At 64.6% G+C, this 19,556-nt stretch carries 21 protein-coding genes; 13 read left to right on the top strand and 8 right to left on the bottom strand.

What is annotated here, in order from left to right; all coding sequences use genetic code 11:
- The first annotated feature begins 61 nt into the window (after positions 1 to 61).
- The 7 genes from ACQY5B_RS00420 (at position 62) to ACQY5B_RS00390 (ending at position 7,571) form a co-directional block, all read left to right on the top strand.
- Positions 62 to 628, top strand: coding sequence for a tripartite tricarboxylate transporter TctB family protein (locus tag ACQY5B_RS00420; RefSeq protein WP_305969104.1), 567 nt, complete (start codon positions 62 to 64; stop codon positions 626 to 628).
- Complete coding sequence (locus ACQY5B_RS00415) at positions 628 to 2,145, top strand: tripartite tricarboxylate transporter permease (protein ID WP_420328847.1); 1,518 nt, start codon at positions 628 to 630, stop codon at positions 2,143 to 2,145. Before ACQY5B_RS00420 ends, ACQY5B_RS00415 begins: the two co-directional genes overlap by 1 nt.
- A gap of 12 nt (positions 2,146 to 2,157) precedes the next feature.
- Positions 2,158 to 3,282 (top strand): Gfo/Idh/MocA family protein, encoded by a 1,125-nt coding sequence (locus ACQY5B_RS00410; protein WP_420328845.1) that lies wholly within the window; start codon positions 2,158 to 2,160, stop codon positions 3,280 to 3,282.
- A gap of 7 nt (positions 3,283 to 3,289) precedes the next feature.
- Positions 3,290 to 4,219 (top strand): TRAP transporter substrate-binding protein, encoded by a 930-nt coding sequence (locus ACQY5B_RS00405; RefSeq protein ID WP_420328843.1) that lies wholly within the window; start codon positions 3,290 to 3,292, stop codon positions 4,217 to 4,219.
- Between the two features lie 63 nt (positions 4,220 to 4,282).
- A complete protein-coding gene (locus tag ACQY5B_RS00400) occupies positions 4,283 to 5,539 on the top strand; it encodes an LVIVD repeat-containing protein (protein WP_420328841.1) in 1,257 nt (418 codons plus the stop codon).
- A 42-nt stretch (positions 5,540 to 5,581) separates the two neighbouring features.
- Entirely contained in the window at positions 5,582 to 6,298 is a 717-nt protein-coding gene (locus tag ACQY5B_RS00395; RefSeq protein WP_420328839.1) for a cytochrome b561 domain-containing protein, read from the top strand.
- 121 nt (positions 6,299 to 6,419) lie between these two features.
- Positions 6,420 to 7,571, top strand: a complete 1,152-nt coding sequence (locus ACQY5B_RS00390) for an alpha-hydroxy acid oxidase (RefSeq protein ID WP_420328837.1) — start codon at positions 6,420 to 6,422, stop codon at positions 7,569 to 7,571.
- A gap of 18 nt (positions 7,572 to 7,589) precedes the next feature.
- Here the strand turns inward: ACQY5B_RS00390 and ACQY5B_RS00385 are convergent, their stop codons facing one another.
- The 3 genes from ACQY5B_RS00385 to ACQY5B_RS00375 all read right to left on the bottom strand — a co-directional run bounded on the left by ACQY5B_RS00385 (position 7,590) and on the right by ACQY5B_RS00375 (position 10,111).
- The gene (locus ACQY5B_RS00385) at positions 7,590 to 8,519 is read right to left on the bottom strand and encodes a hydroxyacid dehydrogenase (RefSeq protein ID WP_305969111.1); all 930 of its coding nucleotides are present in this window, start codon (positions 8,517 to 8,519) and stop codon (positions 7,590 to 7,592) included.
- 79 nt (positions 8,520 to 8,598) lie between these two features.
- On the bottom strand, positions 8,599 to 9,315 hold the full coding sequence (locus ACQY5B_RS00380) for a cytochrome b561 domain-containing protein (protein WP_305969112.1): 717 nt from the start codon (positions 9,313 to 9,315) through the stop codon (positions 8,599 to 8,601).
- Between the two features lie 169 nt (positions 9,316 to 9,484).
- Positions 9,485 to 10,111: a GntR family transcriptional regulator gene (locus ACQY5B_RS00375; RefSeq protein WP_420328833.1), complete on the bottom strand. Its 627-nt coding sequence runs from the start codon at positions 10,109 to 10,111 to the stop codon at positions 9,485 to 9,487.
- Between the two features lie 42 nt (positions 10,112 to 10,153).
- On the opposite strand from ACQY5B_RS00375, the gene ACQY5B_RS00370 reads away from it, so the two are divergent.
- From ACQY5B_RS00370 to trxB, 6 genes are all read left to right on the top strand, one after another.
- Entirely contained in the window at positions 10,154 to 10,279 is a 126-nt protein-coding gene (locus tag ACQY5B_RS00370) for a hypothetical protein (protein ID WP_305969114.1), read from the top strand.
- A gap of 13 nt (positions 10,280 to 10,292) precedes the next feature.
- Positions 10,293 to 11,177 carry an NAD(P)-dependent oxidoreductase gene (locus ACQY5B_RS00365; protein ID WP_420328831.1) on the top strand — a complete coding sequence of 295 codons (885 nt, stop codon included), beginning with the start codon at positions 10,293 to 10,295 and terminating at the stop codon, positions 11,175 to 11,177.
- A 219-nt stretch (positions 11,178 to 11,396) separates the two neighbouring features.
- Entirely contained in the window at positions 11,397 to 11,612 is a 216-nt protein-coding gene (locus tag ACQY5B_RS00360) for a hypothetical protein (protein WP_305969116.1), read from the top strand.
- Positions 11,613 to 12,003: 391 nt separating this feature from the next.
- Positions 12,004 to 12,753, top strand: a complete 750-nt coding sequence (locus ACQY5B_RS00355) for a hypothetical protein (RefSeq protein ID WP_420328828.1) — start codon at positions 12,004 to 12,006, stop codon at positions 12,751 to 12,753.
- A 24-nt stretch (positions 12,754 to 12,777) separates the two neighbouring features.
- A complete protein-coding gene (locus ACQY5B_RS00350; RefSeq protein WP_305969118.1) occupies positions 12,778 to 13,470 on the top strand; it encodes a carboxymuconolactone decarboxylase family protein in 693 nt (230 codons plus the stop codon).
- 148 nt (positions 13,471 to 13,618) lie between these two features.
- Positions 13,619 to 14,593, top strand: coding sequence for a thioredoxin-disulfide reductase (gene trxB, locus ACQY5B_RS00345; protein ID WP_420328825.1), 975 nt, complete (start codon positions 13,619 to 13,621; stop codon positions 14,591 to 14,593).
- A gap of 181 nt (positions 14,594 to 14,774) precedes the next feature.
- On the opposite strand, the gene ACQY5B_RS00340 is transcribed toward trxB, so the two are convergent.
- The 5 genes from ACQY5B_RS00340 to ACQY5B_RS00320 are packed head-to-tail and all read right to left on the bottom strand — an operon-like array spanning position 14,775 to position 19,554.
- On the bottom strand, positions 14,775 to 15,614 hold the full coding sequence (locus ACQY5B_RS00340) for a 3-oxoadipate:acetyl-CoA acetyltransferase (RefSeq protein ID WP_420328821.1): 840 nt from the start codon (positions 15,612 to 15,614) through the stop codon (positions 14,775 to 14,777).
- 29 nt (positions 15,615 to 15,643) lie between these two features.
- Positions 15,644 to 16,396: an SDR family NAD(P)-dependent oxidoreductase gene (locus ACQY5B_RS00335; protein WP_420328819.1), complete on the bottom strand. Its 753-nt coding sequence runs from the start codon at positions 16,394 to 16,396 to the stop codon at positions 15,644 to 15,646.
- Between the two features lie 49 nt (positions 16,397 to 16,445).
- Entirely contained in the window at positions 16,446 to 17,594 is a 1,149-nt protein-coding gene (locus ACQY5B_RS00330) for a M24 family metallopeptidase (protein WP_420328817.1), read from the bottom strand.
- Entirely contained in the window at positions 17,570 to 18,580 is a 1,011-nt protein-coding gene (locus tag ACQY5B_RS00325) for an ABC transporter ATP-binding protein (RefSeq protein WP_305968928.1), read from the bottom strand. Before ACQY5B_RS00325 ends, ACQY5B_RS00330 begins: the two co-directional genes overlap by 25 nt.
- Positions 18,577 to 19,554, bottom strand: a complete 978-nt coding sequence (locus ACQY5B_RS00320) for an ABC transporter ATP-binding protein (RefSeq protein WP_420328815.1) — start codon at positions 19,552 to 19,554, stop codon at positions 18,577 to 18,579. Before ACQY5B_RS00320 ends, ACQY5B_RS00325 begins: the two co-directional genes overlap by 4 nt.
- Positions 19,555 to 19,556: the final 2 nt, after the last annotated feature.

Below are 19,556 nucleotides of genomic sequence, written 5' to 3'. Positions count from 1 at the left end.
CTGACACCTGGCAGGGGCCCGCGCGTGCGCGGGCTCCTCTCCTGAACCGACGGAAAACGTCATGTCCAATTCCAAAGACCCCGAGTTCGAGTTCGAGGGCGAAGAGGCCGGCACCGGCTACGCATCGCCCGTGCTCGACCTGGTCGCCACGGCCATCCTGATCACGATTGCGGTTGCCGTCATGATCGCCTCGCTGCGCCTGCCGGTCCCCGGCGGGCTGAGAACCGCGCCCGGGCTGCTGCCCTTCATCGTGTCGGCATCGCTGCTGCTCATGGCACTGGGGCTGGGCGCATCCGCGGTCTCGCGGTATCGCAGCGGCGTGCGCGTTCCGCTTCTGGACGGCCGCGATGTGGCGACCGACCTGCGGACCCTCATCCTGGCTGGGGGCGTCGCGACCTATATTGCCGCGCTCCAGTTCCTGGCCTTCCAATACCGGCTTGACCTGTTGGGGCTGAACCTTTCCTTCACGGCGTTCGAACCGGCCACGATCCTGACGCTTGCCGTGATCATGCACCTCAGCTGGCGCGGCCCGATCTGGATCACGACAACCATCGCGACTTGCTGGACGCTGGTCCTGTCGCTGGTCTTCCAGCTGGTGTTCAAAATTCCACTTCCGGGGACATTCTGATGATCGACGGCCTTCTTCTTGCGCTGACGCCCTACCTGCTGATGATGACCCTTGCCGGGGTCAGCCTCGGGATCATCTGGGGCGCCCTTCCGGGCTTGTCGACAACGATGGCCATGGGCCTGCTGATCGGCCTGTCGGCCGGCATGTCGCAGGAGGTCGCCATCTCCTTCATGCTGGGCGTCTACACCGGCAGCGTGTTCGGTGGCGCCATCTCTGCCGTGCTCATCAATATTCCCGGCACGCCCGACGCGGTGCCGACCATGATCGAGGGTCACCAGCTTGCCCAACGGGGCGAAGGCGGTCAGGCGCTTGGCATGTCGATCGCCGCCTCCTTCATCGGCGGCGGCATCGGGATCATCCTGCTGGTCATGATCATCCCGGTGATCCTCAGCTTCGCTCTTAACTTCCGCTCGTGGGAGATGTTCTGGCTGGCGGTGATCGGGATCATGGTGTCCGGCACGATGGCCGCCGGATCGCTGCCCATCAAGGGCTGGATCGCCGGGTGGCTCGGGATGCTGATTGCCTTCATCGGGCTGGATTCGATCCACGCGGTGCCCCGTTTCACCTTCGACTCCTTCGCGCTCTTCGATGGCGTTTCCTATGTCGCGGTGCTGATCGGCCTGTTCGGCATGGCCGAGATCCTGCGCACCCTGCCGGCCAAGGACATGCCGACGATCCCCTCGGATGTGGGACGCGTGTTCCCGCCGCTCCGGCTGCTGGCGCGCTATACGCCTTCGGCCGTCCGTTCGGGCATCATGGGCACCTTCATCGGCGCGATTCCGGGCGCCGGGGCCAACGTGGCCTCGTTCCTGGCCTATGACGTCGGGCGGCGCCGCGCGAATGCCGAGGACCGCGCGAAATGGGGCAAGGGCAGCTATCATGCGCTGGTCTGCGCCGAAACCGCCAACAACGCCAATATCGGCGGCTCGATGCTGCCCACCCTGGCGCTGGGGATCCCCGGAAACGCGGCGGCCGCGGCGCTGCTGGCAGCGCTGACGCTCAAGAACGTCGTCGTCGGCCCGACCATCGAAATCGATCACCCGGGCCTGATCTACTTCATCTACTCGGCGCTGATCGTGGCCAACATCCTGATGTACCTGGCCGCCTTCGCCCTGATCGGCCCCTGCGTCAAGCTGTTCAGCCTGCCGCGCGGCATCCTCATGCCGATGATCCTGCCGGTCTGCATCATCGGCGCCTACGCGGTGAAACTGTCGATGTTCGACGTCTGGGTGATGTTCACCGCCGGGGTCGTCGGCTGGTTGTTCTCGGTGTTCAAGTTCCCGGTCGCGCCGGTCGTGCTGGGCGTGATCCTGGCGCCTCTCGCGGACGAGAACGTGCGCCGGTCGCTGCTGGTGTTCGAAGGCGAAAGCGCCGGGTTCGTCCTGTCGCAGTGGATCGGGACCTTCCTGATGATCTGCGTCGGACTCGTGATCGTGGAAGGTGCTGTCCGGATGATCCGGGCGGCGCGTTCAGGAAAAGATACCGTCGGTGAACAGGCCGATGGAACAGCAAGTTAAGTGGGAGACACCATGCAGGAACGAAATCAGATCGGGTTGGCCATTGTCGGGTGCGGTACTATCGGCCGGATACGCGCCGAACTGGCGCGCGCCTACCCAGGGGTCGGTTGGATCGGCTTGTGCGATCTGAAATCGGACATCGGCCAGAAACTCGCCGAGGACGTCCAGGCCGATTTCTTCACCAACGACTACCGCGAGCTTCTGGAACGGCCCGAGGTGACCGCGACGATCATCGCAACGGACGAGAACTTTCATTTCGACCCCACGATGCTGGCGGTGGAAAAGGGACATTCCCTGTTCATCGAAAAACCCTTGGCGACCGACGCGCGGCAATCGGCGCAGATCCTCGACGCGATCCAGTCGGCCGGGCTGGACGCGGTGATCGGCTACACCAACCGCTTCCGCCGCCGGTTCCTGACCGTGAAGGAACGCCTGATCACCGGCCAGATCGGCGACGTTCACACGGTGGTCACGCGCGCCTTCATGAACCGGATGGTCCCCATCGCCACCGTCCAGCGCACGCAGGAACGCGCCACGCTGACCCCGATGGTCGTCTCCGGTACGCACAGCCTCGACATGTCGCTGTGGCTTCTGGAGGGCAAGAAACCCGTCTCCGTCTTCGCGCAATCCACCGATCCGGTCCTGGGCAAATGGGGCACCAAGGATTCCACGGTGGGCATCTTCACCATGGATGACGGTTCGGTGTTCTCGATGAACATTTCCTGGGGCCTGCCCGAGGTCTGGCCGGGCGCGGTCTACGGGATCGAGATCGGCATCGTCGGCTCCGAGGGCGTAATCGACATCGAGGACACCCACCGCGACCTTGTCATGGCGACGAATTTCGCCCAGGGCGCCGGCTATGCCCCCGAGGGCTACACGGCACCTGACCGGCATGTGGAATTCCTGACCAGCTATCCGCCGGGCGACCTGCACGACGGCCAGCTTTGGGGGCCGATGCGGGAAGAGACCAACGCCTGGTTCCAGCGGCTTTACACCGGGGCCAGCACCCCGCATGCGACTGCCTCTGACGGGCACCGCAACCTGCTGATGACAATGGCGATGGATCTTTCGGCCAAGCGTGGCGCCCCGGTCGCCCTGCCCCCGGATCCCGAAGAGCTGATGAAAGAACTGATGTGAGGCCGCAATGAGCATCGAGTTGAAATTCGGGGGCTACCAGGGCCCCAATTCCGTTCACACACGCGGCGGCCAGGTGCTGGCAAAGGCGGTCGAGGAAGAGACAGGCGGCAAGATCCGCCTGGTCTTCGACGAAAACATCGTCAGCCGCGGACACAAGGCGGCCGACCTTCTCAGCCTGACCGAAAGCGGCGACCTGGACGGGTGCTATTTCTCGTCCAGCTACCTTGCCAAGCGGGTGCCAGAGCTTGGGCTCTTCGATCAGCACTTCGTCGTGCCCGACCGGCGCCGCGCCTATGCGCTGCTGGATGGCGCCCTGGGCGACCGGCTGCGGACAGAGGTCGCCAAGGCAACCGGCTACGAGGTCCTGGGCTACTGGGACAACGGGCTGCGTCATATTTCCAGCGGGCCGCCGATCCGCAGCGTGGCCGATTGCGACGGGTTGAAGATCCGGACACTGGCCAACGAGGCCCACCAGCGCGTATTCCGCGCCCTGGGCTTTGATCCGCAGAGCATCGACGTCCGCGACCTGCCCGACGCTGTGGTCACGGGACGGGTCGATGCGCAGGAGAATCCGCTGACCAACATCCTGAACTTCAGGCTGCACGAGACCCACCGTCACATTCTTTTGACCCGGCACCTGCTGGGTGTCGCGCTAGTGCTGTTCAACGCCGAGCGTCTCGGGACGCTGGACCCGGATCTGCGGGCCGGTTTGCAGCGCGCCGTCGACCGCGCCACCGCCGAGCAGCGCCGCTTTGCCGAAGAGGATGACCAGATCTGCGGCGACGAGATGCGCAAACAGGGCGTCGAACTGGTCGAGCTTGACGATGACACGCGCGCCGCCTTCGCCGCCGCGACCCGCCCCGAGGTGGACGAGACCCGCAAGGCCTTTTCGCCAGAGTTGCGGGATCTCTTCGATCGTGAACTGAGCGCGGCCTGACGCCGGACCCAAGGCCAGAAACAAGGCCCGAACCAAGGCCCGAAGCAAGGAAAGACAGCCCAGATGACACAACCGGACCTGCCCACACCCGACCACGTGCGCAATATGAAGCTGATCGGCTATTCCGACCAGGGCGGACGGCCCGACGGCGTGCAACTCATGGTCAACAAGGGCCACGCCATCGTCGGTCACATGTTCTCGGACGGGTTCAGCGTGATCGATTGCCGCAACCCGCGCGATCCAAAGCCGGTCGCCTATGTCCCGGCCCCTCCCAACACCTGGAACATCCACCTGCAATCCCACGAGGACCTGCTCTTGGTGATCAACGCCAAGAACATGTTCGCGGCGGAGGAATTCCAGAACGAAGAGGAATATTACAAGGGCAAGCTGGGCGACAAGGTGGGCACCGCCGCCACTGCCTCGACCGGGCGCGACTGGACCGCGGGCATGGCAGTCTATGACATCAAAAACCCGGCAGAGCCGAAAAAGATCGGCTTCATGGACATCGAGGGCGGCGGCATTCACCGGCTGTGGTACACCGGCGGCCGCTGGGCCTATGCCTCGGCGCTGCTGGACGGGTTCACGGACTACATCTTCATCACCATCGACATGGCCGATCCGACCAACCCGAAAGAGGCTGGCCGCTTCTGGCTGCCCGGAATGAACGTGGCCGCCGGCGAGGATCCGTCGCAGGACCAGGCGCGCGCCGGCCTGCACCACGCCATCGTCCACGGCGACACCGCCTATGGCGCCTGGCGTGACGGCGGGCTTGTCATCATGGACGTCAAGGACCGGACCAACCCGGAACTGATCGTGCATCGCAACTGGTCCCCGCCCTTTGGCGGCGGCACGCATAACGCGCTTCCCCTGCCCGACCGCAACCTGCTGGTCGTCGCCGACGAGGCGGTGCTGGACAACTGCGCGGACGGTATCAAGCACATCTGGATCTTCGACATCCGCGAGCCGTCCAACCCGGTCAGCATCGCCACCGTGCCGATCCCCAACGAAGAGGATTACTGTGCCAAGGGTGCCCATTTCGGCCCCCACAACATCCACGAGAACCGCCCCGACGGAATGGTCAGCGACCAGCTGATCTTTGCGACCCAGCAGAATGCCGGGGTGCGGGTCTACGACATCTCGAACGAGTATCAGCCCAAGGAGACGGCGGCCTTTGTGCCCCCTGCCCCGGCCCGGCTGATGGACCGCCGCCCGAACCGGGCAAAGGTGATCCAGTCGACCGATATCTGGGTCTCGAAAGAGGGGCTGTGCTACGTGTCCGACTACAACGCCGGGATGTACATCCTGGAATACAACGGCTGACGCCGCCCGCCGGAACGATTGGACAGGACACATGGGCACGCCGTGAACGACCACCCCAGCCACATCCCCACCGAGGTCTACCTGGGCATTCTCGACCGTACGATCGACGTGCATTGGAACTACCACGCGGTTCTGATGTACGTCGTCTGGATGGGCCTTGTGCCGCTCTGCGTCACCATCATGCGGTTCCACAAACCGCCGCCGTCCGAAAAGGGCATCCGGCGCGACGTCAGCCTGTGGCACCGCGAATGGTGGTTCTTCAGCGTGCACAAATACGGCCTGTTTCTGGCCATGGCCGCGGTCCTTGCCGGCACGGCGGTGGCCTTCTGGGCGAGCGGCGGGTTCAGCGGATCGGTTCATGCCTGCCTGGGCGCGCTCACGGTGGCGATGGGGCTGGGCCAGATCCTGTCCTCGCAGATGCGTGGCACCCGCGGCGGGCGATATCGCGTGGGGGCCGACCCCGACGATCCCGCGACATGGCGCGGCGACCAGTACGATCACACGCCCAAGCGGCGCCTGTTCGAGGCGGTGCACAAGACCTGCGGTTACTTCACCCTGATTTGCGCCTTCGCGGCGGTGGGCTCCGGGCTGATGCAATATGCCATGCCCGTGCTGACAGGGGTCGTCGTGCTCACCGGGTTGGCATGGCTGGTGGCCTGGGTGCTCTACGATTTCAGGGGCCGCGCCTATGACGGCTATCGCGTCGCCCACGGCTATGGCCTGGAACATCCCTACAACAAGCAGCGCGAATTCCTGTAGGGCGCCCCGGTCGAAAATTTCGGAAGAAGGAAACTATGGTGACATCCACGACCATGGACAGGGGCTCCGTGCCCGGCGCGGCGCCGACGACAGGCGGACAAACGATTTCGGGCCCGTCGTCATGCTAGGCCCGCGCTGGAAGGGCAAGGTTCAACGCCTGGAGGACCTCGAACCCATTGCCAAGTCGCTGCTGCCCTGGGCCCTGTGGGAATTCGCCGCGCAGGGAGCCGAAAACAACCTGTCCCGGGACGGCAACCGGCAGGCGTTCGAGGATATCTGGCTGCAACCCCGCGTCCTGAGGGATGTCTCGGACCGGTCGATCCGGCAGGACCTGCTGGGCAAGAGCTATGCCGCGCCGTTCGGCATCGCGCCGATGGGCGCCTGCGCCATGTTCGGCTACCAGGCCGATCTGAACTTTGCCCGCGCCGCGAAAGAGGCCGGGATTCCCTTCTGCATGTCAGGCAGCGCGCTGGTCCCGATGGAGCGGGTGGCAGAGGTCAACCCGGATGTCTGGTTCCAGGCCTATGTCGCGGCGGACCGCGCCACCATCGAGGAACTGATCGAGCGTGTTCGCGCCGCCGGGATCTCGACCCTCGTGGTCACGGTCGATGTCCCCGTTCCGGGCAATCGCCGCGCGACCTATCGGCAGGGGTTCGAATACCCGATGCGACCCGGCGTGAGGATCGCGATCGACGGGCTGTGCCACCCACGCTGGCTGACGGGCACCTTCCTGCGGTCCCTGATGACCAGCGGGATGCCGCATATCGAGAATTACGGCAAAGGCCGGGGCATCCCGATCATCTCGGCCCGCGCGCCCCAGCGCAAACATGTGCGCGACGCGCTGAACTGGGAAGACATCAAGTGGCTGCGCGACAAGTGGCAGGGCAAGCTGCTCCTCAAGGGCATCCTGTCGGCAGAGGATGCACGCGCCGCGGCCCAGGCCGGAGTGGACGGGATCATCGTGTCCAACCACGGGGGGCGAATGCTGGATTCATCCGTTCCACCGGTCAAGGTCCTGCCCGAGATCGCCCAGGAAAAGGGCGATATGGCCGTGCTGCTGGACAGCGGCATCCGCAGGGGCGTCGACGTGGTCAAAGCGCTGGCGCTTGGGGCGGATTTCGTCTTTGTCGGTCGGCCGTTCCTCTACGCCGCGGCGGTGGGCGAACAGCCAGCCATCGATCACGCGATCAACCTGCTGTCCGCGGAAATCGACCGGACCATCGCATTGATCGGCAGCACCGACCTCGGCGATCTGGGCGAGCGGCTGGCATAAGCCGCCCGCCCCCATACCCTAACCCAGGACTCGCCGCACGTTTTCGGCCGCCACTTCGGCGATGCGGCGGTTGGATTCGCGCGTCACACCGGCGATATGCGGCGTCAGGATCAGGTTGGGCACACCTTCGAAGATCTTGCAGACCTCGGGCGTGATCGGTTCGACATCCAGCGTATCCAGCGCCGCCCCGGCGATCTTGCCCGCACGCAAGGCTTCGGCGCAGGCGGCCTCGTTCACGATGCCGCCGCGCGCGGAATTGACCAGCACAGCCTCCGGCTTCATGCGGTCGAACTGTCGCGCATCAATGAGGTCGATGGTCTGCGGCAGCTTCGGACAATGCAGCGTGACCACGTCCGCCTCGGCGATCAGATCGTCCAGATCGACCCGGCGGGCATCGGTCCAGGCCGGATGGTCGTCCGGCATCATCGCATCATAGGCGATGACGTTCATGCCCATGCCCCGTGCTTTCTCGCCCACCACCTGACCGATGGAGCCGAACCCGACGATGCCGATGGTGCGCCCCGCGATTTCGCGCGCACCGGCGAATTTCGGGCGGTCCCAGGCGCCGCCGGCCACCTCTGGCGTCGCGAAATAGGCGGGTCCGCGCAAAAGCACCATCGCGGTCGTGATGACGTATTCGGCGACGGAAACCGCGTTGGCCCCGATCGACGGGCAGACATCGACGCCGCGTTCCTTGCAGGCCTCGACGTCGATGTTGTCCAGTCCGACCCCCATCCGCGCAACCACCTTGAGGTTGGGCGCGGCGTCCAGCAACTCCGGGTTCACCTGCGTCGCGTTGCGCACGACGATGGCACGCGCGTCGGCCATCTTTTCCAGCAGTTCCGCCCGCTTGTCCCACAGGTTCGGGTCCCAATGGACATCGTACTCTGCGATCAGCCCTTCGGCCGTTTCCTTGTCCATGAATTCGGAAATGACGACATCCGACATGCTCTGATCCTCTTTCTGGCCCCGTGGCCCGATATGCGGCCCACCGGGGCCAAAACGAATTTCCGATGCGGCGCACCACTCAGAGGTATTCGCGTTCCTTGTTGTAGGGATGTTCCATTCCGTAGCCGTGCACCGCGCGGTAGCCGTCATAGCGCCGCTCGAGGAATTCCATCAGGACCCAGAAGGCCAGGAAAACAAAGGGCGTGATCAGAGCGATGGTCGCAAGGGTCGGCATCGGGTATTGCATCAGGCCGGATCCGATCGCCCCGGCGGCGCAGAACAGCGTGAAATAACCGGCTGTCTTGTGGTACGCCTCGAAGATCCGGCGGCGGGTGGTGCGGCTGTAGTGATCGCCATGCCAGGTCGACGGGTCTTCGGGGTCGGCGTTGTTGTAGTATTTGCCACCGTGGGTGCCCCGCAGCATCCCCGCGGTGACCTGGATCACGCCCAGAATGACGGTCAGGATACCCAGGATCGAATGCACCGATCCGCTGAATCCCTTGCTGACGACAAAGGCCACCGTCACCCCGGCCAGCGACAACAGAACCGCCGTCCAGAGCCCGTATTTGTGGGCGTTGAACCACCACCATTCGATATGCCTGATGTGCACCTTGCGGCGCAGGCCGTACTTGGTCGGCTTGGGCTTGCCGTAGCGGATGATCGTCACGAGAAGCGGCACCAGGAACAACCAGATGCTGACCATCAGGATCGCATGGTAGTTCCAGTGGATCTCGACCGTCCGGTCGAGAAAGCCGATATAGGCCTCTTCCTTGATATGCGGCATTTTCTCGAACATCGGGCGGTCCTCTCCTCATACCTGAGCGCCAGGTTGGGCGGCCTTGGCCGCATGCCTCTGGATTCACCGGCGCATTGCGGTTAAAGTATCGATTATCGATAACTTGTGCAACCGAGAGTCAGCCGCAATCGCCTGGTTTCAAGGAAAAACGGGAATTATGGGCAGGCCGTCACGGCTTGTTGACAAGTACGTGGTCCCGGGCCGCCAGGCGCGCCGCCTCGGGATCGCCAGAGGACAGCGTATCGACCAGCACCTGGTGCGAATCGGTCACCCGCAAAAGGTCGGCGCTGTGGCGCATGACGTTCAGGCTGGTCCGCGACCGCACGTTCAGCCCCTCCCACACCGACAGCAGCGTGTCGTTGCCCGCCGCTTCCAGAATGATGCGGTGAAAGCGCATGTTGTGCTGCGCAAACAGAAACGAATCCGCGGCATGGGCGGCCTTGCGCATCTGTTCCATCTGCTTTTCCAGCTTGGACCGCAGATCGATGCCGGCCTTGGCGACACATTCCGACGCGTAGGCCTCCAGCTGGGCGCGGACGTCATAGATCTCGCGGATCTCGTCGTCGCTGATCACCCGAACCCGCGCGCCCTTGTTGTGGCGGGTTTCCACCAGCCCCATCGCCTCCAGCTCGCGCACGGCCTCGCGCACCGGCGCCTGGCTGGTGTTCAGCTCTGCCGCGATCCGCAACTCCACCAGCCTGTCCCCCGGACGCAGGGCGCCGGACAGAATCTGCTTCATCAGATGCTCGCGGATTTGTGCGGAAAGCGACGAACGTACGATTTGCGAACGGGGCAAGGCGGGGCTTTCAGAGATGATATCGGTCTAGGAACGAAAGTGATGCAGAGATTTCAAGGTCTGGCCGCGAAATGCAAGGGCCAGAAGCTGCGCCTTGACGGGAACGGCACCGATCCGGTCCCGCCCTGCCCCGAAACCCGCCACTCGCAGATGGCACCAAACCACTGAAATGGAAACAGAAATGACCAAAACCGTCGGCGTGATCGGCCTGGGCAACATGGGCCGGGGAATTGCACGGAACATCGCCAAAGCGGGCCACGATCTGATTGCCTGGGACACCACCGAAGAGGCCAGGTCCCGGTTTTCCGACACCGCCCGCATCCTTGAACCGGACGCGATGGCCGCCGAGGCGGAGATCGTGATTTTCGTGGTTCCGGGGTCACCGCAAATCGACGACATCCTTGACAGCATGTTGGCGAACGCCCGCCCCGGCCTGATCCTCTGGGACTTCACCACCTCCGATCCGGTCTACACCAAACGGCTGGCCGCGCGGGCTGCAGAGGCCGGGGTGCCCTACATGGACGCGGGCATGACGGGCGGTGGCGCCAAGGGCGCCGACGAGGGCACGATGACCCTGATGATCGGCGGCGATGCCGAGGTCCTGGAACGGTCGCGCCCGGCGCTGGAGGCCTGCGCCGGCAAGCTGATCCATCTCGGGCCGTCGGGGGCCGGGCACACGATGAAGGTGGTTCACAACCTGATCACCCATACCAATTTCCTCGCCTGTTCCGAGGCCGGCCGCCTTGCCGAGGCGGCGGGGATCGACCTTGCCGACATGATCAAGGTGTTCAACGCGGGCAATGCGCGCAGCTTCATTTCCGAACGCCGCTTTCCCGATCACATCCTCACCGAAACCTGGGACGGCCGCTCGCGCATTTACAACCTGCGCAAGGACGTGGGCATGGCCGTCGCCCTGTCCAAGGAGCTTGGCAGCCCGATGCGGATCGGGCACCAGACGCTTGCCTGGATCCAGGCGGCGATTGATGCCGGCATGGCCGATGAGGATTTCACCCGTCTCTATCCCGCGCTCGACAAGCTGACACAGGACCCGGACGGGACCGCCTGACCGGACCGGCCCGCAGGGTCCGATACGGGCGACATCCCAGGGGCGGTGACCGGTTGCACGACCGGCGCCGCCCCGTTCTTTGCGTCAAGACAGCCATCGCAAGCGTTGCGTCAGGCGCAACGCGGCCTTTCGCGATCGTGGGTGGTCGTGGCGGGCCCTCTGCACGATATCCAATGGGAACCTTGAACCGAAGTCGATATGACGCAAAGGACGGTCCCAATGACTGCTATCACAGAGAATTTCTCCAAAGGCGCGGGCTATTTCCAACAGGCGGTCGGCGCGGTATCGGCATTTTTCGACAGTTTGGCGCGCGCGACTGCCGCGGCAGAAGCCTATGACCATTATTCGAACATGTCGGACGCCCAGCTGGCCGAACACGGGCTCGACCGGATGACCGTGGGCCAGCACATCATGCATCGTCACCTCGACGCCTGACGCCTTAGGTCGGCCGTATGGGCCGACACAGACCGAACCGCGCCTGTCTTGCTGCAAAGTCAGGTGCGGTTACTTCGATCCGCGCGTCCCGCTCACGCCAGATGTCGCATCGGGGCCTGTCGATTCCGCACGCCTCGCAGCACGCCAATCCCCAAGCGGATCCTGGCAGACCCTGTTGCTTTGACTGGGAATTTTGGTCCCTCGAGATGGGCCCCGGCATCCGACAAAAGGATGCCCATTCCATTTATCTATCCAAAAACCTGATAGGCGGCATCAGTAAGGATGTTTACTGACTTGCCTTCAGGGCTGGTACGTCTCGCCGGGCACAACCGGTGGAGGTGACGATGGTCGCCCCACGCAAGACCTGTCCCCGACCTCGCAGGAGACCAGCATGGGCGAAGTGATCAAGGCCGATTGGTTCGATTTAGACAATTCGTCCAGCGTCGCGATCCGGTCCTGGCTGCATGACAGCTACCTGCCGCAAGTCCAGTCCGTTCCGGGCGTCGCATGGACCGCCCATTACGAGATCGTCGAGATCCCCGACAAGCCCTATATCGCGGGCGCCCCGCAACGACGGGAAACGACGGATCCGACCCTGCCCACAGGGTGGCAAAACGTCATTCTCACCGCCGCCGTCTCGCCAGAGGTCTTCTTTGGCCGGAACGACCCGCTGGATACCCTGGCGCAATCCCACGCCGACCAGCTTGCCCGGCTTCGCAATCACCGCAGCGCCGTCTACATCGAGGAACAGGTCGTCAATTCACCCGAATTGCGCGCCTCGCCCTACGGCATGGGCCCGCCCCCGGCCATGCAGCTGGGAAATTACAACGTCGGCACCCCCGAGGACGAGGTCGAACTGGCCCGCTGGTACCGGGCCGAACGCTTTGCCCGCGTCTCTGTCACCCCTGGCATGATCCGTGGCCGCAAGCTGCTTTCGATCGCGGGCTGGGCCAAGCATGGCGTCCTGTGGGAATTCACCGATCTGCCCGAAGGCGACAGCAGCTTCGAGCACCGGTTCGTCGCGGCGGACCGGGGGGAGAACTGGCAGGGGCGGCACGTGCTCGAATACGCGATACATGCCTACGGCAGCCCGCATGCCGGACGCCGCGTCTGGCCACCCGTCACCGACACCACCGCGTAACACCAGCATCCATAGGGAGGATTCATGACACAACGACTGACCGGCAAGAGCCACGAAGAAGCGACGGGAACCGCCAAGCTGATCTTCGAAGCCTCGGACAAGTTTCTTGGCCGCACCGCCAATCTTCAGCGCATCCTGGCCACCCACAGCCCCTACCTGGCGCGCTGGTTTGGTGGCCTCGTCGCCGCCGTCCGCCAGCCCGACCTGGGCGCCACCACCGATCCGCGCCTGCGCGGCCTGGCCTGCATCAAGACCTCGATGACCAACGCCTGCGCCTATTGCACCGCGCACACCTCGACCTTCGGGCAGGGCCTCGGCATCTCCGACGAAGAGCTCGAGGCGATGATGGACGACAGCTACAAGACCAGCCCGCTGTTCGACGAACGCGACCGTGCCGCCATCGCCTGGTCCGAGGCGATGACCAAGAACACGGCACAGCGCGACAAGGACGTCTGGGCCGCGATGAAAGAGAACTTCACCGACACCGAGATCGTCGAGATCTCGATGGCCTGCGCGATGTTCAACATGATCAACCGCCTGAACGACAGCTTCTGGACCAACCTCGAAACCGAGGAATACAACCAGAAACAGTGGAACGCGGTAAAGGGCCTCTCGATCGAGGATATCGAGGCCTATGCCGGTCGCTTCGCCGAGGTGGGCGCCGCCGAGCGCGCCGAACAGGGTCAGGCCGAGTCGAAAGCCAAGGCCACCGCCTGAGCCATCCCGCGGATCGAAACGCACGCTCCCGGTGCGTTTCCGGGGCAGACTCACTCCTCCTGCCCCGCAAGGCGACCTTCACGGTCGCCTTGCCCCATCATCGGCCCGCGTCTCGGGCCGGCCCGTCCATTTGTCAGAGAGTGCCCCAATGCCCAACAAGCACACCAAAGTCCTGATCATCGGTTCCGGCCCTGCCGGCTATACCGCCGCCGTCTACGCCAGCCGTGCCATGCTGGAACCGGTGCTGGTCCAGGGGATCCAGCCCGGCGGCCAACTGACGATCACCACCGAGGTCGAGAACTGGCCGGGGGATGCGATGGTTCAGGGGCCCGACCTGATGGTCCGGATGGAGGCCCACGCCCGCGAGGTCGGCGCCGAGATCGTCAGCGACCACATCAACGCAATCGATCTATCCAGCCGCCCCTTCATCGCCCAGGGCGACGGCGGCACCACCTATACCGCCGATGCCCTCATCCTGGCGACGGGGGCGCAGGCAAAATGGCTGGGCCTGCCCAGCGAAGAGGCCTTCAAGGGCTTCGGCGTCTCGGCCTGCGCCACCTGCGACGGGTTCTTCTACCGTGGCAAGAACGTGGTCGTGATCGGCGGCGGCAACACCGCGGTCGAAGAGGCCCTGTTCCTGACCAGCTTCGCGGCGAAGGTTACCCTGATCCACCGCCGCGACACGCTGCGCTGCGAGAAGATCCTGCAGCACAGGTTGTTCAACAACCCAAAGGTCGAGGTGCTCTGGGATCACGAACTGGACGAGGTCCTTGGCGCCGACAACCCGCGCAGCGTCGAAGGGATCCGCGCCCGCAACGTCAAATCCGGCGAGACGACCGAGATCGCCTGCGACGGCGTCTTTGTCGCAATCGGCCATGCCCCCGCCTCGGAACTGGTCGTGGACCAGCTGGAAACTCACCACGGCGGCTACGTGGTGACCAAGCCCGACTCGACGGAAACATCCATTCCCGGCGTTTTCGCCGCGGGCGACCTCACCGATCACATCTATCGCCAGGCGGTCACCTCGGCCGGGATGGGCTGCATGGCCGCGCTCGAAGCCGAGAAATATCTGGCCATGAACGAAACGGCCCTGGGCGGTGACGAAGTGGCCGTCGTGGCCTGACCCGCCAGTTCCGACGCACCACACCCATCAGGGAGACGCCCAATGTCCGTGTCATCCAAGCGGCGTCTTCCTGCAAAGGGCTTCGAGATGGGCATCCCCCTGTCCGTTTCGGAGCCCTTTGGTAGGTTCTTGCCCCCGATATGCAGCTAGGCACGAACATCGACCTTCAGGCGCAAATGGTTCAGCGCGCCGCTGCCAAGCCAAGGATTTCGCGCGCTTCCGAGGTGGTTGCGACCTTCCGGCCGCTCTCTTCGCAGATCTCCACCGCGCGCGTGACCAGCGCGGCATTGGACGGGGCAAGCCTCGACTTGTCCAGCCGGATATTGTCCTCCAAACCGGTGCGCAGATGTCCGCCGGCCTCTGCGGCCCATCTGTTCAGCTCCAACTGATGACGCCCGATACCGGCCGCGCACCAGGGCACGTCGCCAAACAGGCGATGGACGGTTTTGACATAGAAATCAAATACCTCGCGGTCGGCGGGCATGGCGTTCTTCACCCCCATGACGAACTGGACGTAGGGCGGCGCGGTCAGTTCTCCGCGGTCCATCATGACCCGCGCTTGCAGGATGTGGCTGAGGTCAAAGGCTTCGATCTCGGGCTTGATGCCATATGTCCGCATCTCATTGGCCAGCCACTGAACCAGATCGGGTGGATTCTCATAGACCCGCGTCGGAAAATTGTTGGACCCCACCGACAGCGAGGCCATGTCCGGGCGCAGCGGCAGCATCCCGCCCCGAGCCTGCCCCGCGCCGGACCGTCCACCGGTGGAAAACTGCACGATCATGCCGGGGCAATGTTTGTTCAACCCTTCCTTCAGTCGCGCGAAACGATCCGGGTCCGAGCTGGGCGTGCCGTCATCATTGCGCACATGGGCATGGCAGATCGTGGCCCCGGCCTCGAACGCGGCATGGGTGCTTTCGATCTGTTCGCTGACCGTGATCGGCACGGCGGGATTGTCGTCCTTGGTAGGCAAGGATCCGGTGATCGCCACGCAGATGATGGCGGGTGTCTTGTCAGTCATGGAAGCCTCGTCAGGTCAAAAGATGTGGATCAGGCCAGCCCGGCCTCGACCGGCAGGCAGGTGCCGGTGATCCCGGCAGCCAGGGGTGAGGCAAGGAAGCAGGCGGCATGGGCCACGTCCGCTTCTGTGGCCAGCCGCCCCAGCGCGGTCTCAGACTGAAGCGCGGCAATCGCCTGGTCCGCAGGCGTGCCGCCATTCGCGGCGCGGGTTTCGATCCGCCCACGCAGGGCGTCGGTCAGGATCGGCCCGGGAGCAAGCGCGTTCACCCGCACCCCGTCACGGCCCATGTCCAGCGCGGCGGCCCGCGCCAGCCCCAGAACGGCGTGTTTCGTCGCGGTATAGAGCGCCTGATCCGGATGCGCCGTATACCCGTTGATCGAGGCCATGAGCACCGCCGCCCCCTGCCCCGCCGCCAGCCACGGCGCGGCGCACTTCAGGCTCAACGCCACACCGCGCACGTTCAGCGCAAAGACCCGGTCCCATTCACCCAGATCTAGCGCCGAGATCCGCCGCCACGGCGGCACCATCCCGGCATTCGCGATCAGGATGTCGAGGGCCCCCAGATCGGTTAGCGCGGCGCTCAACAGGGCCTCGGCATCGGGCGCGGTCAGATCCATCGCGATGGCGCGCCACCCCGCAGGCAGGACCGCGTCCCGCAAGACCTCCGGCAGATCCAGCACGCAAACCTGTGCCCCGGCCTGCGCCAGCGTCCCGGCAATGGCCCGGCCCAGCCCGCGCGCGCCGCCGGTCACAAGAGCGGTTTTTCCCGACAGATCGATCATGGCATCCCCCCTTGGCATGGCACCCCCGTGAACCGGGGGCGCAACAGCGTCATTCGATGACGATCAGCTCTTGAAAGCCGCTGGTCAGCGCCTCACCGCCGCCCGGACGGGCAACGATACAGTCTTCGACCCGGGCGCTGAAATCACCATCGCGGAAAATCGACGGCTCGATGGTAAAGATCATGCCCTCGCGCACCAGCGTTTCGTCGCCCTTGGTCAGGAAGGGCGGTTCGTGCACGTCCCAGCCGATGCCGTGGCCCAGACGGTGACGGAAGTCCTTGCCATAGCCGGCGTCTTCCAGCACGTCGCGCGCGGCCTTGTCGACCTGCTCGCAGGTCACGTCACCCGCCTTCAGCGCCGCGATCCCCGCCGCCTGGCTTTCCATGACCAGCTTGTGCACCTTGCGCTGTTCCTCGGTCGGCGCGCCAAAGGCCACGGTCCGGCCAAAGTCATAGCACATGCCGTCCAGCACCGCGCCAAAGTCAAAGTTGACAGAAACCGGCTTGTCCAGCTTGCGCGGCCATGTCTTCAGCTTGTCGCCAAAGATCAGCGGATGATCCGGACCGGAGTTGTACAGCGAGGTGGTGAAGGACGGCCCCAAAGAGCCATGCGCCTTCATCTGGTAGTCGATCTCGGCGCTGATCTCCAATTCGGTCATGCCAAATTTCAGGTTCTTGACCGTCGCGGCAAAGGCCTTTTCCGTGATCTCGCCCGCGCGGCGCAAGAGGTCGATCTCGTCCTGATCCTTGATGACACGAATGGGCCGCAACAGTTTGGTGCCATTGGCGAAAACCACGCCGGGCAGCAGCTTTTGCAGCTCCATCAGGGTCTCGGCCTCGCCGTCCTCGGACACGGCCACGGTTGCGCCCGCACCCACACCAAGGTCCGCAAGAATGCCGCGCGCCATTTCCACCGGGTCATCCCAGTCGCCCAGAACACGCAGGTCGACGCCGGTGATCCCGCCCGCGCTGCCAAACTCGGCGGTCATGCGCGGCAGGGTCAGGATCGGCTCCTTGCCCGGCGCGATCCACATGCCCTCGATCCAATGACCGGGGTGCAGGTTGCGGCCATAGTTGGGAATATCGCGGTGAATTCCCGTCAAGTAATCCAGATCGGTCCCGATCGGGAAAAAGATCAGGTCTGCTTGTCCGTCGATGCTGTTGCGGAACCGGGTCATCCGGTCTGAGTAGCTGGCCACTGGGGCTCTCCTTCTTTGGTCAATTCTTCGGCGTGGTGGCAGGCGGCCTGCCGGCCATCGCCCATGTCTCTCAGGTCGGGCCGTTCGGCCCGGCACAGGTCGGTCGCCAGCGGGCAGCGCGGATGAAAGGCGCAGCCCGAAGGCGGGTTCAACGGTGAGGGAATGTCGCCCTTGATCGGGGCATAGACCGTGCGGCGGCGGTCCAGCCGCGGCACCCCTTCGATCAGCGCGCGGGTATAGGGATGCGCAGGCGCGTCAAAGATACGGTCGACGCTGCCCATCTCGACGACGCGGCCCAGGTACATGACCAGCACCCGGTCCGAGATATGTTCGACGATCCCCAGATCATGGCTGATGAACAGGTAGGTCAGGTCAAACTCATCCCGCAGGTCCATGAAAAGATTGACGATCTGCGCCTGAATGGACACGTCCAGCGCGCTGACCGCCTCGTCGCAGACAAGGATTTCAGGCTGCACCGCCAAGGCCCGCGCGATCCCCACGCGCTGCCGCTGACCGCCGGAAAAGGCGTGCGGAAAGCGGTCGGCATAGCTGGGGTCGATGCCGCAGCGTTCCATCAGTTCGGCGACATAGCTCTCGGCCTCGGCGGGTGAGGTCAGGCGATGCACGCGCGGAGCCTCTCCGATCAGGGTTTTCACCCGCTTGCGCGGGTTGAGCGAGGAGAACGGATCCTGAAAGATCATCTGCATGGGCAGGGCCTTGCCGCCCGGATCGGGGCGGTCGATGGTGCCGGAGGTGGGGTCCAATAGCCCCGCCACCATGCGGCCCAACGTGGACTTGCCACAGCCGGATTCCCCAACAACGCCAAGTACTTCGCCCTTCTTGAGATCAAAGCTCACATCCTCGACGGCACGCACCACCGCGGGCGGCGGCGCAAGACCGACCCGGCGCAGCCCCCGTGTGACGAAATCTCCTTCGGAGCCAAAGCGGCGGCCAAGGTTGCGGACGGAAAGGACGGTCTCGCTCATGCCTCGGCCCCCTTGATCAACGGATGGACGCAGCGCACCGCGCGGGTGCTGTTGACAGGTGTCAACGCGGGCATCGTCGCGCAGGCCTCGGTCGCGCGGGGACAGCGGGGCGCAAAGGCACAACCCGGTGGCAGATCGGTCAGCAAGGGCATCCGCCCGGGGATCTGCTGCAACCGCCCACCGCGCTGGCCCGGCACGGGGACGGAGGCGATCAGCCCCTGCGTATAGGGATGCGCGGGCGCGTCGAGGATGTCATCGACCGGCCCTTCTTCGACGATGCGGCCCGCGTACATGACCGCCACGCGATCGGCCAACCCGGCCACCACGGCCAAGTCATGGCTGATCCAGATCAGCGCCGTTCCCCGATCCCGGCACAGCCGCTGCACCAGGGCAAGGATCTGTCCCTGGATGGTCACGTCCAGCGCGGTCGTGGGTTCATCGGCGATGATCAGGTCGGGCTGATGCAACAACGCGATGGCAATCGCCACCCGCTGCCGCATTCCGCCGGACAACTGGTGCGGATAGGCGCTCAGCCGATCCTCGGGTGCGGGAATGCCCACCTCGTCCAGCGCGGCGATGGCGCGGCGGTGCACCTCTGCCTTGTCCAGTTTCTCATGCGCCAGCAGGGCGTCGCGGATCTGGGTGCCGATGCGCAGAACCGGGTTCAGCGTCATCATCGGATCCTGAAATATCATCGCGATCTTGCGCCCTCGCAGGCCGCGCATCTCGGGTTCGGACAAGGCCAGGATGTTTTGCCCGTGCAGTCGCACCTCGCCCTCTGTCACGCGGCCCGGCGGGCTGATCAGACGGTTGATGGAAAACCCGGTCAGCGATTTGCCAGACCCGCTTTCGCCCACAAGGCCAAGGATTTCACCGCGTTGCACGGTCAGGGACAGATCGCGCAAGGCATGGATGGTGGCGGCGGGGGTGACAAAGCTGGTTTGCAGCCCGCGAAGTTCCAGAACGGCGGTCATGG

It is taken from the genome of Antarctobacter sp., from assembly GCF_965277915.1.
Taxonomy (GTDB): Bacteria; Pseudomonadota; Alphaproteobacteria; order Rhodobacterales; family Rhodobacteraceae; genus Antarctobacter.
The sequence above is the reverse complement of the archived record's forward strand: the minus strand, read 5'-3'. Positions and strand labels throughout refer to the sequence as shown.

Coding starts and splice junctions, on each gene's coding strand:
- ACQY5B_RS00420 (WP_305969104.1), top strand. CDS start 62: ATGTCCAATTCCAAAGACCCCGAGTTCGAGTTCGAGGGCGAAGAGGCC.
- ACQY5B_RS00325 (WP_305968928.1), bottom strand. CDS start 18,580: ATGAGCGAGACCGTCCTTTCCGTCCGCAACCTTGGCCGCCGCTTTGGC.
- trxB (WP_420328825.1), top strand. CDS start 13,619: ATGCCCAACAAGCACACCAAAGTCCTGATCATCGGTTCCGGCCCTGCC.
- ACQY5B_RS00385 (WP_305969111.1), bottom strand. CDS start 8,519: ATGTCGGATGTCGTCATTTCCGAATTCATGGACAAGGAAACGGCCGAA.
- ACQY5B_RS00380 (WP_305969112.1), bottom strand. CDS start 9,315: ATGTTCGAGAAAATGCCGCATATCAAGGAAGAGGCCTATATCGGCTTT.
- ACQY5B_RS00390 (WP_420328837.1), top strand. CDS start 6,420: ATGCTAGGCCCGCGCTGGAAGGGCAAGGTTCAACGCCTGGAGGACCTC.
- ACQY5B_RS00320 (WP_420328815.1), bottom strand. CDS start 19,554: ATGACCGCCGTTCTGGAACTTCGCGGGCTGCAAACCAGCTTTGTCACC.
- ACQY5B_RS00335 (WP_420328819.1), bottom strand. CDS start 16,396: ATGATCGATCTGTCGGGAAAAACCGCTCTTGTGACCGGCGGCGCGCGC.
- ACQY5B_RS00340 (WP_420328821.1), bottom strand. CDS start 15,614: ATGACTGACAAGACACCCGCCATCATCTGCGTGGCGATCACCGGATCC.
- ACQY5B_RS00405 (WP_420328843.1), top strand. CDS start 3,290: ATGAGCATCGAGTTGAAATTCGGGGGCTACCAGGGCCCCAATTCCGTT.
- ACQY5B_RS00415 (WP_420328847.1), top strand. CDS start 628: ATGATCGACGGCCTTCTTCTTGCGCTGACGCCCTACCTGCTGATGATG.
- ACQY5B_RS00355 (WP_420328828.1), top strand. CDS start 12,004: ATGGGCGAAGTGATCAAGGCCGATTGGTTCGATTTAGACAATTCGTCC.
- ACQY5B_RS00350 (WP_305969118.1), top strand. CDS start 12,778: ATGACACAACGACTGACCGGCAAGAGCCACGAAGAAGCGACGGGAACC.
- ACQY5B_RS00400 (WP_420328841.1), top strand. CDS start 4,283: ATGACACAACCGGACCTGCCCACACCCGACCACGTGCGCAATATGAAG.
- ACQY5B_RS00410 (WP_420328845.1), top strand. CDS start 2,158: ATGCAGGAACGAAATCAGATCGGGTTGGCCATTGTCGGGTGCGGTACT.
- ACQY5B_RS00365 (WP_420328831.1), top strand. CDS start 10,293: ATGACCAAAACCGTCGGCGTGATCGGCCTGGGCAACATGGGCCGGGGA.
- ACQY5B_RS00370 (WP_305969114.1), top strand. CDS start 10,154: ATGCAGAGATTTCAAGGTCTGGCCGCGAAATGCAAGGGCCAGAAGCTG.
- ACQY5B_RS00360 (WP_305969116.1), top strand. CDS start 11,397: ATGACTGCTATCACAGAGAATTTCTCCAAAGGCGCGGGCTATTTCCAA.